General features: G+C 67.7%; 4 protein-coding genes. 2 read left to right on the top strand and 2 right to left on the bottom strand.

Annotated elements, in window-relative coordinates; all coding sequences use genetic code 11:
• Window positions 1–13435 (bottom strand): S-layer family protein (locus FBZ88_RS17490; protein ID WP_145618489.1); only part of this gene is annotated, 13435 nt, incomplete at its 3' end.
• A gap of 522 nt (window positions 13436–13957) precedes the next feature.
• Here FBZ88_RS17490 and FBZ88_RS17485 point away from each other — a divergent pair.
• The gene (locus tag FBZ88_RS17485; RefSeq protein WP_145618488.1) at window positions 13958–14353 is read left to right on the top strand and encodes an IS110 family transposase; all 396 of its coding nucleotides are present in this window, start codon (window positions 13958–13960) and stop codon (window positions 14351–14353) included.
• Window positions 14354–14385: 32 nt separating this feature from the next.
• Here the strand turns inward: FBZ88_RS17485 and FBZ88_RS17480 are convergent, their stop codons facing one another.
• Window positions 14386–15282 (bottom strand): LysR family transcriptional regulator, encoded by an 897-nt coding sequence (locus tag FBZ88_RS17480; RefSeq protein WP_145618487.1) that lies wholly within the window; start codon window positions 15280–15282, stop codon window positions 14386–14388.
• A 120-nt stretch (window positions 15283–15402) separates the two neighbouring features.
• Between FBZ88_RS17480 and FBZ88_RS17475 the strand changes: the two genes are divergently transcribed.
• Window positions 15403–16944, top strand: coding sequence for a proton-conducting transporter transmembrane domain-containing protein (locus FBZ88_RS17475; protein WP_145618486.1), 1542 nt, complete (start codon window positions 15403–15405; stop codon window positions 16942–16944).
• Window positions 16945–16954 lie beyond the last annotated feature (10 nt).

Raw genomic sequence — 16954 nt, 5'->3', positions numbered from 1 at the left:
CGTAGTTGCCCGTCACGCTGATGGCGTTGGTCAGCAGCACGTTGGCGCCGCTGTTCACCAGCGTGCCGGCACCAACGTTGACCTGGTCGTTCAGCGCCAGGTTGCCGCTGGCCAGTTCCACATTCGCCAGCGTGCTGGTGATCGTGCCGATGCCGTTGGTCCCGGTCAGCGTGCCCACGGTGGACCCGCTGCCGCCCGTGAACACCAGGGCGTTGGCGCTGGTGTTCACGATGCTGCCGGCGATGGTGCCGCTGTTGGCGATGGTGCCGATGCTGCCCTGGTTGTACAGGGCGGTGACACCGGCGATGGTGCCGCTGTTGCTGATGCTCCCGATGGTGCCGCTGTTGCGCAGGCCCCGGCCGCTGACCGTGTCGGTGGCGCTGATCACCCCGCTGTTGTCGATGCTGGCGATGGTGCCGCTGTTGTACAGGCCGTAGGCGACGCTGCTGATGGTGCCCTGGTTGATGACGGCACCGATGGTGCCCTGGTTGTTCAGGCCGGCGGCGTTGACCTCCGGCGCGTCCTTCAGGGTGCCGGTGTTCAGCACCGTGCCGATGCTGCCCTGGTTCCACAGGCCCACCCGGCCCGTGGCCGTGCCGCTGTTGTCCACCAGGCCGATGGTGCCTCGGTTGCGGATACCATAGAACTCACCGTCCAGCACGCCGCTGTTGACCAGCGTGCCCAGGCTGCCCAGGGTGCCGATATAGGCCGCCGTGACCACGCCGCTGATGGTGCCGGTGTTGTTCAGGCTGGCCAGCGTGCCGCCGATGTAATCGTTGGCTGCCGCCAGCACCAGGTCGATGTTGGACCCCACGGTGGTGGTGTCCGCCGCCAGGCTCAAGCCGCTGATGCCCGACAGGACATCCACGCCGGTATAGCTGGACCCCGCCCCGCCCTGCACCAGGATCACGCCCGTGGACGCGCCCACGATGTAGTTGCCGACGCTGTCCAGGGTGGTGCTGACCACGCCGCCACCGATGCTGGCCACGCCACTGACCATCAGGGCGTTGCTGCCCAGCGCCAGGGTGCCGCTGGCCTGGCTGTAGTTGCCGGTGATGCTGACCGTGGTGGCCAGGCTCACGGTGGCGCCACTGTTCACCACCGTGTGGCTGCCCACGTTGACGATGCTGTCGCCCACCACCTGGCTGCCGCCCGCGAACACCACGTTGCTGGCCGTGTTGCTGATGCTGCCGCCCGTCAGCGTGCCGGCCAGGGTGCCGTTGCCCGCGATGACCAGGTCGCCGGTGGACAGGTTGACGATGTTGCCCTGGATGGTGCCGCTGTTGACGATGGTGCCCAGGGTGGCGTTGGCGGCATTGTACAGCGCGGTCACGCTGCCGGCCGCCAGGCCGGTGTTCACCAGGGTGCCAATGCTGCCCTGGTTGTCGATGGCAGCGTTGCTGCCGGTCAGGATACCGCTGTTGGACAGGATGCCGACGCTGCCCGTGGCCGCCACATAGACCGCGTTGTTGGCGCTCAGCGTGCCCGTGTTGCTCAGCGTCCCCAGCGCCGCGCCGACATAGTCGTTCACGCCGACGACGTAGAGGTTGTTGCCGCCCACACTGCCGGTCAGTTCCAGCCCCGCCACGCCGCTGTCATAGCTCAGGCCGGTGTAGCTGGAACCGGTGCCGCCGACCACCGCGGCCGGGAAGCCGCCCTGGCCCGCCAGCACGTTGAGCGTGCCCGGTGCGCCGGTGATGGCCAGGGTGCCGCCGGTCATGACCGCCGCGCCGCTGACCGACAGCGCGCCATTGCCGTAGGCCTCCACCAGGGTGCCGGAGGACTGGCTGAAGTTGCCCTGGACGGCGATGCCGTTGCCCAGCCGCAGCGACGCCCCGCTGTTGGCCAGCGTGCCGCTGCCCACGGTGACCTGATCGTTCAGGAACAGGTTGCCGCCCCCCAGGACCACGTTGGCCAGCGTGCTGGTGATCGTGCCCTGGGTGCTGAGCGTGCCGGCCAGCGTGCCCGTCAGGCTGCCCACCACCGTGCCCGCGCCGCCGGTGACGGTCAGGGCATTGGTCGAGGCGTTGACGATGCCGCCCTGGATCACGCCGCTGTTGGCCAGCGTGCCCAGGCTGCCCGTGCCGGCGATGTAGACCGCCGTGACGCCGCTGATCGTCCCGCTGTTGTCCACCAGGCCGAGGATGCCCCGGTTGTTGACGCCAAAGGCGGCACCGGCCAGCAGGCCGCTGTTGGCCAAGGTGCCCAGGCTGCCCAGGGTGGCGATGTAGGCCGCCGTGACTACCCCGCTAATGGTGCCGCTGTTGCCCAAGCTGCCCAGCGTGCCGCCGATGTAGTCGTTGGCCGCCGCGACCACCAGGTCCACGTTGGACCCGATGGTGTCCACGCCGGCGGCGATGGTCAGGCCGCTTACGCCGGAGGTCAGGCTGACCCCGGTGTAGCTGGACCCCGCCCCGCCCTGGATCAGGATGGCGCCGTTGCTGCCCCCCACCACGTAGTTCTGCGCTGCGTCCACGCTGGCGGTGATGACACCGCCGCTCACATTGGCGACACCGCTGACGAACAGGTGGTTGGTCGACAGGGCCAGCGTGCCCGTGGCCTGGCTGTAGTTGCCGGTGATGCTGAGGTCGCCGCCCAAGGCCAGGCTGGCGCCGCTGTTGACCACCGTGTGGCTGCCGACGTTGAGGGCGTCATTGACCACCTGGGTGCCGCCGGCGAACACCACGTTGCTGGCGGTGTTGCTGATGCTGCCGCCCGTCAGGGTACCGCCACCGCCCGCGATGACCAGGTCACTGGTCGACAGGTTGGCGATGTTGCCGTTGATGGTGCCGGCGTTGGCGATGGTGCCCAGCGTGGCACCGGCGCCGTTGTACAGGGCGTAGGCGCCGCCGGAGATGACACCCATGTTCAGCAGGGTGCCGACCACGCCGGTGTTGCGCACACCCGTGGCGGAGCCCGTGATGCTGCCCACCACGGCGGTGAGGCTGCCGGTGGGGAAGAGGGCGTTCGCCAGGCCCAGGACGGTGCCCGAGTTGTTGAGGCCGATGCTGCCGGTGATCGCGCCGGCGTTGACCAGGGTGCCGACCACGCCGGCATTGCTCAGGCCCGTGGCCGAGCCGTTGATGCTGCCGATGAACGTGGTCAGGCTGTCGGTGGCGAAGACGAAGTTCTGGATGAAGGCGATGGTGCCGGTGTTGTTGATGCCGATGCTGCCGGTGACCTGGTTGGCGTTGACCAGGCCGCCGATGCTGCCGGCGTTGTTGATGCCCGCGGTCACCCCGGTGATGGTTCCGGCGTTGCCCAGGCTGTACATCGAGCCCTGGTTGTCAACCGCCGCCCCGGTGGTGCCGATGATGGTGGCGTAGCTGACCAGTGTGCCGATGCTGCCGGCGTTGGTGATACCCACCGCGCCCTGCAGCAGACCCACCGTGCCGTAGCTCGTCGTCGTGCCCGTGCCGGTCAGCGTGCCGATGGTGATGGTGCCGATGCTGCCCAGGTTGTTCAGGGCGGCATTGGTGCCCAGAAGCGTGCCGGTGTTGGTGAGGCTGCCCAGCGTCCCCGTCGCCGACACGTACACGGCGTTGTTGGCGCTGATCGTGCCGCTGTTGTTCAGGCTGCCCAGAACCGTGCCGACATAATCGTTCAGGCCGGCCAGGTACAGGCTGTTGCCGCCAACCGAACCCGTGACCTCCATGCCCGTCACGTCGGAGCTGTAGCTGAGACCGGTGTACCCAGAGCCCACACCGCCGGTCACCAGGGCGACCGTGCCGCCCACGCCCGCCAGCATGTTCAGCGTGCCGGGCACGCCGGTGACGGCGATGGTGCCGCCTGTCAGCACCGCCGCACCCGTGACCGACAGGCGGTTGCCATAGGCCATCATCAGCGCGCCCGCCGATTGGCCGTAGTTGCCGGTGACGTTGAGGAGGCTGTTGAGCACCACGGACGCGCCGCTGTTGACCAGGGTGTTGCCGCCGACGTTGACGTCGTCGTTCAGCAGCAGGCTACCGGAGGCCAGCACCACGTTGGACAGGGTGTTGGTGATGAGCCCCTTGCCCGACTGGCCGGTGAAGGTGCCGACGGTGCCGCCCGCGCCGCCGGTGATGGTCAGCGCGTTGGCGCTGGCGTTGACGATGTTGCCCTGGATCACCCCGCTGTTGGCCAGGGCGCCCAGGCTGCCCGTGCTGGCGATGTACAGGGCCGTGGCGCCGCTGAGCGTGCCGGTGTTGTTGATGCTGCCCAGCACCGTGCCGACATAGTCGGTCGTCACCGCCATCAGCAGGTCCAGGTTGCCCCCAACCGTGGCGATGGACGACGTCGCCCCCAGGCCCGTCAGGCCGGCCGTGGCAATGGTGACGCCGGTGTAGCTGGACCCCGCCCCGCCCTGCACCAGGGTATAGGCGTTGCCCGCCAGGTAGTTGCTGGTGCCGGACAGGCTGACCTGCACCGCGCCGCCGGTGATGCTGGCGGTGCCGCTGACCGTCAGCTGGGCCGTACCGGGGTTGACCATCAGCGTGCCGGCATTCTGGCTGTAGTTGCCGGTGATGCTGATGTTACCCGCCAGCGCCAGGCTGGCGCCGGTGTTGCGGACCGTGTTGGCGCCAACGTTGATCTGGTCGTTCAGCGACAGCGCGCCGGAGCTGAACACCACGTTGGCCGAGGTGTTGGTAATGGTGCCGACGGTGCCGCCGGCCCCCGTGAACGTGCCCACCAGGCCGCCCGTGCCGCCAGCGATACTCAGGTCGTTGCCGCTGTAGTTCTGGATGTTGCCCCGGATCAGCCCGCTGTTGACCAGCGTGCCGATACGGCCGGCCCCCGTCAGCAGCAGGGCGTTGCCCTGGCCGCTGATGGTGCCGCTGTTGACCAGGCTGCCGATGGTGCCGTTATTCAGGTAGATCGCCGAATAGCTGGCGATCAGCCCGCTGTTGGTCAGCGTATTGATCAGCCCGGCGTTGGCGATGCCGCTGGCCGCGTTCGTGTTCGTGGTCCGGATGGTGCCGCTGTTGTTCAGCGACACGATGGTGCCGTTGCTGAGGTTGTACAGGCCCGGCTGCGGCCCCATGATCAGGCCGGCGTTGACCAGGCTGAGGATGGTGCCGCCGCTGTTGAGCAAGCCGCCGCCCAAGGTGCCGCCCGCCTGGATGGTGCCGCCGGCCTGGTTGATGACGGTGCCGATGGTGCCCTGATTATAGAGGGCGTAGCCGCTGACGCTTCCCTGCGCGCTGATCAGCCCGCTGTTGGTCATGGTGCCCAGGGTGCCCACCACCCGGACGCCGGCCGCCGTGGACCCACCGTTGCCCGCCAGCGTGCCGCTGTTGACCAGCGTCCCCAGGCTGCCGGTGCCGTAGGCCACGAACAGGGCCGTCGGCGCGGTGTTGATGGTGCCGGTGTTGGCCAGGGTGGGCAGGATAGTGCCAATGTAGTCGTTGACCGACACGGCCAGCAGGTTGTTGCCCGCGGTGGTGCCGTTCAGCACCAGCGGGAACAGACCCGACTGGACGCTGACGCCGGTGTAGCTGGACCCGGCGCCGCCCGCCACCAGCGTGCCGCCCGCCTGGCCCGCCAGATAGTTGACGTTGGACTGCAGCGTGGTGGCGACCGTGCCCCCCGTCAGGACGGCGGCACCCGTGACCGACAGGCGGTTGCCGTAGCCCAGGTCCAGCCGGCCCGCCGACTGGCCATAGTTACCGGTGACGTTGAGAAGGGTGTTGAGCACCACGGACGCGCCGCTGTTGACCAGGGTGCCGGCACCGACGTTGACGTCGTCGTTCAGCACCAGGCCGCCGGAGGCCAGCACCACGTTGGACAGGGTGTTGGTGATGAGCCCCTTGCCCGACTGGCCGGTGAAGGTGCCCACGGTGCCGCCCGCGCCGCCGGCGATGGTCAGGTCGTGGCTGGACAGGTTGTTGACGGCGCCGGCGATAGTGCCGGTGTTGCTGAGCGTGCCCAGGCTGCCCGTGCTGGCGATGACCACCGCCGTGCCCGCGCTCAGGCTGCCCGTGTTGGTCAACGTCGCCAGCGTGCCGCCGACATAGTCGTTGTTGTAGGCCAGCAGCAGGTTGACCAGCGTGCCCACCGTGCCCAGCCCCGCCGTGGCGCTGAGGCCGGCGGCGCCGGCCGCCACCACGGTCACGCCGGCGAAGCTTGAGATCGACAGGGCCGAGCCCAGCGTGGCGGAGTTGCCCGCCAGGTAGTTGCCGGTGCCGGCCAAGCTGGCCAGCACCGTGCCGCCGGTCATGGACGCGCGGCCGGTGATGCTCAGCTGGCTGGTGCCCGGGGTGATCACCAGGGTGCCAGACGCCTGGGTGTAGTTGCCGGTGATGGTGGCGACAGTGCCCAGGGTGATGGCGCCACCGGCGTTGGTCACCGTGTTGGTGCCGACGTTGATGTTGTCATTCAGCCGCAGGTTGCCCGACAGCACCACGTTGGTGCCCGTGCTGGTGATCGTGCCCCGGTTGGTCAGCGTGCTGCCGGTCAGCGTGCCCACCACCGTGCCCGTGCCGCCGCCGATGCTGAGGGCGACGGTGCCGGTATTGACGATGTTGCCCTGGATCACGCCGGTGTTGCTGATCGTGCCTACGCGGCCGTTCACGCCGATAGCCAGGGCCTGCGTGCCACTGAGGGTGCCGCTGTTCAGCAGCGCCGTCAGGGCGGCATTGGCCACGATGGCCTTGTGCGACGCCGTGATCGTGCCGCTGTTGCTGATGGTCCCGATGGCGGCGCTCATGTACACGCCGCTGGCGTTGGCCGCGATGGTGCCGTTGTTCACCAGCGTCTGGATCGTGCCCGCCGCCTGGAACAGGCCGTAGTTGTTGCCGATCAGGCCATCGTTCAGCAGCGTGACGATGGTGCCGTCGTTGCGCAGGCCCTGCTGCGCGCTGGCGCTGTTGGACCGGATGGTGCCGCCGGCCGTATTGTCCAGCAGTTGGATGGTGCCCGTGTTCTGCAGGCCGCCGTCGTGGCCGGTCATGAGGCCATAGTTGACGACGGTGTTCAGGATGCTTTGGTTGATCAGGCCGTAGCCTACCGTGCCGGCCAGGGCGGCGAAGGTGCCGCCCACCGTGTTGATCAGCGTGGCTATGGTGCCGCGGTTCAGCAGGCCGTAGCCGCCGTTGGCGCCGTCGCCGCTGATCAGGCCGCTGTTGGTCAGCGTCCCGATGGTGCCGGCGATGGAGGCGCCGTAGCCGGTGACGGCACCGACCCCGGCCAGCGTGCCGCTGTTGTTGACCGTGCCGATGCTGCCCGTGCTGCGCACGAACAGGGCGGTCTGCATGCCGCCGATGCTGCCGCTGTTGTCCAGCGTGGGCAGCAGGGTCCCGACATAGTCATTGTTCACCGCCAGCACCAGGTTGGTGCCGCTGGTGGTGCCGCCGAACGCCAGGCCGGTGAGGGACCCGGCGGACACGCTGTAGCCGCTGTAGCTGGACCCGGCGCCGCCCTGGATCAGGGTGCTGGCGTTGCTGCCCGCCAGATAATTGGCGGTGGGCGCGAAGGTGGCGCCGGAAACCACCGTGCCGCCGGTGATGACCGCCGCCCCGCTGACCAGCAGCGCGTTGGCCCCCACGTTCAGCGTCCCGCCCGTCTGGCCGTAGTTGCCGGTGACCGAGACGACAGTGTTCAGCAGCACCGAGGCGCCGCCGTTGACCAGCGTGCCGGTGCCGACATTGACCGCGTCGCCCAGGACCATGGCGCCCGAGGCCAGGGTCACATTGGCCAGGGTGCTGGTGATGGTGCCACCGGTGTAGGTGCCCGCCACCGTGCCACCCGACAGGACCAGCCCGTTGGTCGACAGGTTGACCAAGTTGCCGCTGATGGTGCCGGTGTTGACCACCTGGCCCAGCGTGCCGCCCGACGCCACCTCCACCGCGATGGAGCCGGCGATGGTGCCGCTGTTGACCAGGGTGCCCAGGCTGCCGGTGCCGGCCACGTAGACCGCGCCCGTGCTGGCGCCGCTGTAGCTCAGCGAACCGCTGTTGACGATGGAACCCAGCGAGGCGCCGACATAGTCGTTGCCGACCACGGCCAGCAGGTTGTTGCCCGACACGCTGCCGGTCAGGCCCAGGCCGGTGATGCCCCCGCCCGCCACCACCGTTGTGTTGTAGGACGAGCCGGCGCCGCCCTGCACCAGGGTGACGTTGCTGCCACCCGCCAGGTAGTTGCCGGTGGCGTTGAAGCCGCTGGACGTGACCGTGCCCGCGGTGACCGTGGCCGCACCGGTCACCGACAGCAGCGCGCCGCTGCCCAGCACCAGGGTGCCGGTGGCGCCCTGCGCGTAATTGCCCGTGACGATGACGGTGTTGGCCAGGCGCAGCGAGGCGCCGCTGTTGACCACCGTGCGGCCGGTGGCGGTGATGTCGTCGTTCAGCAGCAGGTTGCCGCCGTTGAACACCAGGTCGGCACCGGTGCTGCTGATCCGGCCCTTGTCGGCGCCGCCCAGGCCGCCGCTGCTGCCCGTCAGCACGCCCACTACCATGCCGCTGCCGCCGGTGAGGGTCAGGGCGGTGGAGGCGTCATTAAGGATGGAGCCGGCGATGGTGCCGCTGTTGACCAGCGTGCCGATGGTGCCGCCGTTGCCCACCTGGATGGCGAGGATGGGGCTCTGGATCGTCCCGCTGTTGGTCAGGGTGCCGATGGTGCCATAGTTGTCGATGCCCGAGGTGGCGCCCAGAATGGTGCCGGTGTTGACCAGGCTGACGATGGTGGTGTTGGGAGTGAGCGCGATGCCCTGCTGGTCCGTGCTCTGGATCAGGCCGCTGTTGACCAGGCTGACGATGGTGCTGCTGGTCCCGCCCAGCCAAAGGGCGCTGCGGGCGGCGCGGATGACACCGGTGTTGGACAGCGTTCCGATCGTGCCCTCGTTGAACACGGCGGAGCGGGAGGCGGAGGTGATGGTGCCTGCATTGTTCAACTGGCCGATGCTGCCGCCGGCATAGTTGTCCACGGCATAGAGCTGGCCGCTGATGGTGGCGCCGATGCTGTTGGTGAGGACACCGATGGTCCCGGCGTTGAACACGCCCGCCAGGCGGGCGTTGCCATTGTTGCCGGTGATGGTGCCGTTGCCCGCGATGGTGCCGGCGTTGGCCAGGGTGCTGATGAACCCGCCCGACATGTTGGCGATGCCGGCCACCACATTGAAGGGGGCCGCCGTAATGGTGCCGGTGGCGGTGACCAGCCCGCTGTTGCTCAGGGTGCCGATGGTGCCGCCGTTGGCGACGCCGGCCAGCGCGTTGCCCGTGCCGCTGACGATGGTGCCGCTGGCGCCGATGGTGCCGCCCGTGGCGTTGGTCAGGGTGCCCAGGGTGCCGTAGTTCAGCACGCCGTCCGCGATGCGCGCGGCCGTGGCCAGGATGCGGCCGCTGTTGGTCAGGGTGTTGAGCGTGCCGTAGTTGGAGTTGGCGACGCCCACCGCGGTGGTCGACCCGCTGGTGATGGAGCCGGCGACCAGCCCGGCGTTGAGGAGGGTGCCCAGCAGGTTGCTGTTGGCGATGCCATAGGCGCCGGCGATGGTGCCGGCCGCCTGGTTGTTCACCAGGCCGATGGTGTTGCCGTTGTAGATGCCCGAGTTGGGCAGGCTGTCCAGGATCTGGCCGCTGTTGTCGATGGTGCCGATGACGCCGTTGTAGTTGGCGACACCCACGCGGCCGGCGATGGTGCCGGTGTTGACCAGCGTGCCGATGGACGCGCCCAGCGTGCCCGACGACCCCATGAAGATGCCGTTGCCGAGGTTGGCCTCGCCGTTCAGCACGCCCGTGTTGGTCAGGGTGCCGATGGTGGCCGTCCCCGCCACATAGAGCGCGGCGCTGGCCTGGCTGTTGGTTCCCAGCACGATGGTGCCGGCCTGGGTGAACGCCGCGGTGGACGTGCCGAAGTAGTCGTTCTCGACCACGGCCTGCAGGTTGTTGCCCACCTGGGTGCCGATGACGCCCAGGCCACCCACGTTGGACTGCACCACCGGCACGCTCTGGCTGCTGACCAGGGTGTAGGTGGAGGAGGCACCCGCCTGCACCAGGGTGGCGGTCTCTCCCGCCACGTGGTTGGTCAGGCTGTCGAAGCTGCCGACCTTGATGTAGCCGTCGGTGATGATGGCGGACCCAGTGACCACCAGGGGGGCGTTCGGGCCCAGGACCAGGGTGCCGGTGGCGTTGTTCTGCAGGTAGTTGCCCGTCACCGTCACGCCCGGCGCCACGCCCAGCGTACCGCCGGTGTTGTACAGCAGGCCGCTGCCGACATTGACCTGGTCCGCCAGGTAGACCTGGCCGCCCGAGACCACCACGTTGCCGCCCGTGCTGGTGATCGTGCCCAGCGTGCCGCCGGCACCGGCGAAGGTGCCCCAGGTGGCACTGCCGCCGCGCAGGTTGAGATCGGCCGACCCGTTGTTGGCGATGTTGCCCTGGATGGTCCCGCTGTTGGACAGCGTGCCCAGCGTGCCGGCCCCGGCGATGTAGATCAGCGTGGCCACGCCGGCCGGCGTGGCCAGCACGGTGCCGCTGCCGATGGAGATGGAGGCCAGGCTGTCGCCAACATAATCGTTCAGCACGGTGCCCCACAGGCTGGTGCCCTGGGTGTAGCCGCCCAGGGTCAGACCGGTGATGCCGCTGTCGTAGGTGATGCTGGTGTAGCTGGAGCCAACGCCGCCGGCGATGATGGGCGTGGCCCCCGCCGGTCCCTGCAGATAGTGATAGGCGCCGGTGGCGCCCACGACTGTGTAGTTCACGCCGCTGACCACGGCCGCGCCACTGACGATCAGTTCACCGCCGCTGACGGCCGAAAGCTCCGCCAGCGTGCCGCCTGTCTGGCTGTAGTTGCCGGTGATGTTGATGCCATGGTTCAGCCGAACCGTGGCCCCGTCAGCCACCACCGTATGCGTGGTCCCACCTACATTGACGGTGTCGTCCAGCAGGATACTGCCCGCCAGCGTCACGTTGCCAGCCGTGTTAAAGATGCTGCCCGGCAGCGTGCCGGTGAGGCCGGTGAAGGTGCCGAAGGTGCCGGCGCTGCCGCCCAGCAGGGTCAGGTCGTTGGAGCTGAGGTTGACGATGTTGCCCTGGATGACACCGGTATTGGACACGGCACCCAGCGTCCCGGTGGCCGCCACATAGACCGCCGAGGTGGACGTCAAAGTGCCGGTGTTGGTGACGGTGCCGTAGGTGGTCGCGACATAGTAGTTCTGCACCTGCGCCAGCAGGCTGTTGCCGCTGATGCTGGACGCGGCATTGATGCCGGTACCCGCCGCACGAACCACGCCGGTCAAGGTCCCATAAGCGAGGGAAATGCCGCCGTCGGCGGTGATCAGGGTAATACCCTCGCCCAGGGTATGGTTGACGGCGGTGTCGAAGCTGCCCAGCACCGTGCCGGCGATGCCGGCAGCACCCGTGATGGACAACCGCGCGGTACCCAGTGACAGGGTGCCCAAAGTCGAGGTCTGGGCGAAGGCACCGCTGATGGTGGCGACGCTCTGGGTTCCAAAGCTGATGTTGGCGCTGTTGTTGTAGACCGTGCCGCCGGTGTAAACGATGTCGTTCAGCAGGATGTTGCTGCGCGCCGTGCCAACGCCGAACACCACGTTGCCGTTGCTGATGATGGCGCCCACCGTCCCGGTCAACCCGGTGAAGGTGCCAACCGTCGTGCCGCTGCCGCCCGTCAGGGTCAAGTCGCGCGTCGATTGGTTGAAGATGTTGCCCAGCACGGTGCCGCTGTTCACCACCGTGCCGATGCTGCCATAGGCGCCGACACGAATGGCGGTCCGCGCGCTGATGGTGCCGCTGTTCAGCACGGTGCCGATCGTGCCGGAAAGGGTGCTGCCGGAGATGACGGTGCCGTCGGCCAAGATGGCGGCCACGGTGCCGCTGCTGGAAGCGCTGGCGTTCTGGATCAGGCCGCTGTTGCTGAGGGTGTTGAGCGTGCCGACGGCCTGCGCACTGCTGGCGCCAACGTAGACGGCGCCATAGTTGGTGGACTGGTTCCGAACCGTGCCGCTGTTGTTGAACTGGGTGACCGTTCCGGTGTCCCAAAGGCCCACGCCGGTGCTGCTGTTCGAGATGAGGCCGGCATTGGTGATGGTGCCGATGACACCGCCGGAGGCGTTGATGGCGGCAAACGAATTGGCGGCCGCGATGGTGCCGGTGGCACTGTTGGTGATGGTGCCGATGCCGGCGCCCAGGGTGGAGAGGATGCCGCTGCTACCGCCGGTGGCGCCACTGATCAGGCCACTATTCACCACCTGGCCCAAGGTGCCGCCACCTGCCACCCGCACGCCCAAGTAGGCCGAAAGAGTGCCGGCCGCCGCGTTGGTCAGGGTTCCCAGGGTGCCGGCCACATAAACGGCCGCGATCGTGCCGGAGGGCGCCAGCGTGCCGGTATTGCCGATGGAGGCCAGGGTGCCACCGACATAGTCGTTGCCAATGGACAGGATCAGGTTGTTGCCGCTGGCGGCGCCGCTGGCGGAGACCAAGGTGGGCGCCAGCCCGGTCGTGCTCACGACGACGGAGCTGTAGTTCGAGCCTGTCCCGCCCGCGACCAGGGTGGTCACACTGCCGGTGACCAGGTAGTTGTTGCTGGCCGACAGGCTGGTGAGGACGGTGCCGGCCACGGTGGCGGAGTTGGACACCGCCAGCTTGCCATTGCCCTGCAGCACAAGGGTGCCGGCCGACTGATTGTAGTTGCCGGTGACGCTTACCAGGGTGTTGAGCGTCACGGCGGCGCCCAGGTTGCTCAGCGTGTGGCCGGTGATGGTGACACGATCGTTCAGCAGGATGTTGCCGGTCGACAGCACCAAGTTGCTGAGACTGTTGATGATGGTGCCGAGGTTACCGACGGTGTAACCGGTCAGGGTGCCGACGACGCTACCGCTGCCGCCCGCGATGGTCAGGTTGTTGGACGTACGGTTCCAGATATTGCCCGCGAGGGTGCCACTGTTGGCAATCAAGCCGATGGAGCCGGGGCCCCCGTCGATCGTGTGGATGAACAGGACATTTTCCGCGCCCCGGATAAGCCCGGTGTTGGTCAGCGTGCCGATCTTGCCGCCGTTGTAGATGGCGGCCGCCGTATTATTCGTGGTGTTGGAAGACGAAAGCGTTCCCGTATTGATGAAATTGGTGATCGTGGCGGTGTTGTTATTGGATAGCGCCAGCACACTGGCCGAGATAGTGCCGTTGTTGACCAACGTGCCCATCACGCTTTGGTTGTTAATTCCGGAGAAACTGGAATTGATGGTGCCGCTGTTGATCAGCGTGCCGACGGGGGCGGAGATGGACAGCACCGTCGTACCGGAGCGCACCACCCCGCTGGCGATGGAAACCAGGGTCGAGGTGATGGAAACCTTGATCTGGGAGCTGCCGCTGGTCGAGACGATCGTGTCGGCCCGGGCAGGTCGCGTCGCCGCGAGCGAGACACCGATGGCCAGCGCGGAAGCCCCTAGCAGGAAAGCGTGCCGGATCTTCTTATTGCCGTCCGCGCGCGTGTCCATCCGCTTCGTCATAATGCCAGCTCCCAACCATCGGCTTGCACTGCGCGGGGCACGGACACGAAAAGCGGACGGCTCCGGCTCAGATAAGCCGGAGCGAACAATTCCGTACTTGACACGCCAACCCTTACAGCGCCCCGGAGATTCACCAGATAACTGCTCTGTCCCCCAATTGGGCAGGAGCGGGATAATCTTCTGATATAGTCCCTGGTAGGCTGTCAATGTAATCTTCTGGATTTACAACTATTGTAAATCTCCCGATTAGACCATTGTCAGAAATTGTCACCAGTACGGGTTATGTGATCTTGTCAGTTTTAATCACAACATCAGAGCTTCCGAACCCATTGACTCGATTCTCGCGGACATGTGAAGGGCTTTATCGTTAAACGAGCATACTGAACTGATGGTGTTGATGCCCTCCTTCTCCGGCATCGGCGGATCAGGCGATGATGTCTGCTGGCCATCGTTATGGATGGCGCCTGACCACGACGTACTTGGTGGCGATAGACCTGACCAAGCGGCATTTTCCAGGTCCGCATGCCGGACTTTTCCGGCAAGGTATTGTTCAACCACGCTTTTTCACGGCAGACGCTGATAGCGTTTCTGACGGGGCAGCCTCACTGCATCGTTGCAATGGAAGCAGGCTCGAACAGCCCCTACTGGGGCCAGATTGCTGAAGGTGCGGGGCATGAGGTTCGGCTGATCCCGCCGATTGACGTGAAGCCGTTCGTGAAGCGGCAGAAGAGCGACGCGGCGGACGCCAAGGCGATCCCGGAAGCAGCCCGCCACCCGAACCTTCATTTCGTTGCGGTGAAGAGCGCGAAACATCAAGCCCGGCCGGTCACCTTCCGGACCCATCAGTGTTTTGTGAGGCAGTGGGCGCAGCTGATCAACGCGCTATCCCGGACGGGCGCGTCTCTGCGGCGTCTTTGATCGCGCTGATCCACCAGCATGACGGACCGTCCTCAGCCCCTGGTCAACAACTCCGCCAGCAGCGGGTTGGGGAAGCGGCGCTCCAGCGTCACAGCCAGGAAACTTTCGACCACGCTGGGCAGGCGCCCGGCCTCCACCAACTCGCCATTGCTCAACTCATCCCGCACCACGATGGGGGGGATGACGGCCAGGCCGGCGTCCTCACGCACCATGAGACGGATCATGGCCATGTCGTCCACCTCGGCGGCGATGCGCACCGGGATGCCCAGCTGCGCCACCAGCGCGTCGAACGTCGCCCGCAGCGCAGTTTCCAAGGTGGGCAGGATCAGGGGGTGGCGGGTCAGCAGGGTCGCCAGTGGAACGCCGCCGCTGGAATCGTCGCCCGGGGCAGGGCCAAGCCGGGCCGGTGTGCCGATGAGGCTGACCGCCTGTTCATCCAGGCGATGGATCAGGTAGGGGCTGGCGGCATCGCGGGGCGGGGCCAGGTTCGTCAGCACTACGTCCAGCGCCAGGCTGTCCAACCCGCGCAGCAGTTCGCCCTGGGAGCCGGAACGCAGCACGACCTCCACATCCGGCCTGCCTAGCAGGGGCCGCAGGAAGCCGATCTGGAAGTTTCGCGACAGGGTGGCGAGCGCCCCGACGCGCAGCGCACGCTGCCCGCCGCCGGCATTGCGCAAGGTGGCGGACAGGTCCTCCGCCAAACGGAAGATCGCCACCGCATGGTCCAGCGCGATACGTCCCGCCTCCGTCAGGATCAGGCCGCGCCCCCGGCGCTCGAACAGGGGGTGGCCCAGGCTGTCCTCCAGCGTGCGCAGCTGGGTCGATAGGGCGGAGGGGGAAAGATTCAACTGCCGCGCGGCCCCGGTCACGGTGCCCTCGGCGGCGACGGCGCGAAACAAGCGCAAATGGTGCAAGTTGAGTGAAGCCATGCCGAGACCATTCCAATAAATAGAACGTACTTCTTTAAAAGATGTAATTTTCTGGAATTCGCGCAAGAGCTATCTCCTGCCTGCGTTCCAATCCTGGGCCGCGTTTCCCTGGAGAGTTCGATGCCGTTGTCGAGCCTTGCCCCGGCCGTGCTGCTGGCCGCGGCAGCCATCGCCCTGCTGCGCCCCGGCCGGCGCCCCCGGCCCATTCCCCTGATCGCCGAGGGGGCGGCATTGGCCGCCTTGGCACTATGCCTGGCCGGCGCGGCGCGGTTCGCGTTCCTGGGGGTGGGCCAGGGAGGGGGGTATGACGGGCCGCTGATGCGCCTGGATGTCGTCAACGCCCTGGTCGCGCCGACCGTCGCCTTCATCGGCTGGGTGGTGATCCGCTACAGCCGCACCTACCTGGATGGTGCCGCCCGGGAGGGGTGGTTCCATGCCCTGATGCTGACAGTGCTGGGCCTGGTGCTGCTGCAGGTGCAGGCCGGCAGCCTGGCGCTGCTGGTGCCGGCGCTGGCAGCCATCGGCCTGGTGCTGCGCCAGCTTCTGCTGTTCTTCCCCGACCGGGCGCCGGCGCGTCGCGCGGCCGCGAAATTCACCCTGGTCTGGGGGGCCGGCGACGCCGCGCTGATCCTGGCCACCGGCCTGCTGTGGCTGGCCTATGGCACCATGGACATCGCGACGATCGAAGCCGCCGCCCGGCTGGCACCGCTTCTCCCGGCGGCGCAGGGGGCCGCGGGCCTGCTGGTCCTGGCCGCCTTGCTGAAGACGGCGGCCTTCCCCCTGCATGGCTGGCTGACCGAGGTGATGGAGGCGCCGACGCCTGTGTCGGCCCTGCTGCATGCCGGCATCATCAACAGCGGCGGGCTCCTGCTGATCCGCCTGGCCTGGCTAGTGCAGGCCAGCCCGGAGGCCATGGCGGCACTGGTGATGCTGGGTGGGTTCACCGCCCTGTTCGGCGCCTTGGTCATGCTGACACAGGGCGCGGTCAAGACGGCCCTGGCCTGGTCCACGGTGGCGCAGATGGGCTTCATGCTGCTGCAGTGCGGGCTGGGCCTGTGGCCGGTGGCGATGCTGCACATCCTGGCGCACTCGCTCTACAAGGCGCACGCCTTCCTGTCCTCCGGCGGGGCCATCCGGGCGGTGCAGGCCTCCCGGCGCCCCGGTCCGGTGGCGACCCCCGGTGTCGGGGCGGTGATCCGCGCCTTCGGGCTGGCGCTGGCTCTCTACAGTCTGGCCGCCGTCGGCTTCACCCTGCTGGCCGGGCCGAAACCGCCGCAGGCGCTGGCCCTGGGCCTGATCCTGGTAACGGGGGTCGGCTACCTGGTGGCGCAGGGGCTGGCGGACGCAGCACCCCGGGCGTTGACCCAGCGCACGCTGGTCGCCTCCACCGCCGTCACCCTCTCCTACTTCGGGCTGCAGGCGCTGGCGGTGCATGCGGGCGGTGGCACCCTGCCCGCCCCGCCGGTGGCGGGGGCGCTGGAATGGGCGTTGATCGGGCTGACCGTCACCTCCTTCTGCGGGGTGGCGGTGGCGCAGGCGCTGTTCCCCCACTGGGCCCACCATCCGGCGGCGGCGGGCCTGCGAGTCCATATCGCCAACGGGTTCTATCTCAACGCCGCACTCGACCGCCTGATCGGCGGCTTCCGCGCCGTCCGGTCCTGACGACAGTCAC

This window comes from Nitrospirillum bahiense, assembly GCF_007828025.1.
GTDB classification, from domain to species: domain Bacteria; phylum Pseudomonadota; class Alphaproteobacteria; order Azospirillales; family Azospirillaceae; genus Nitrospirillum; species Nitrospirillum amazonense.
Note: the sequence above shows the minus strand (reverse complement) of the source record. Positions and strands in the feature narration are given on the sequence as shown.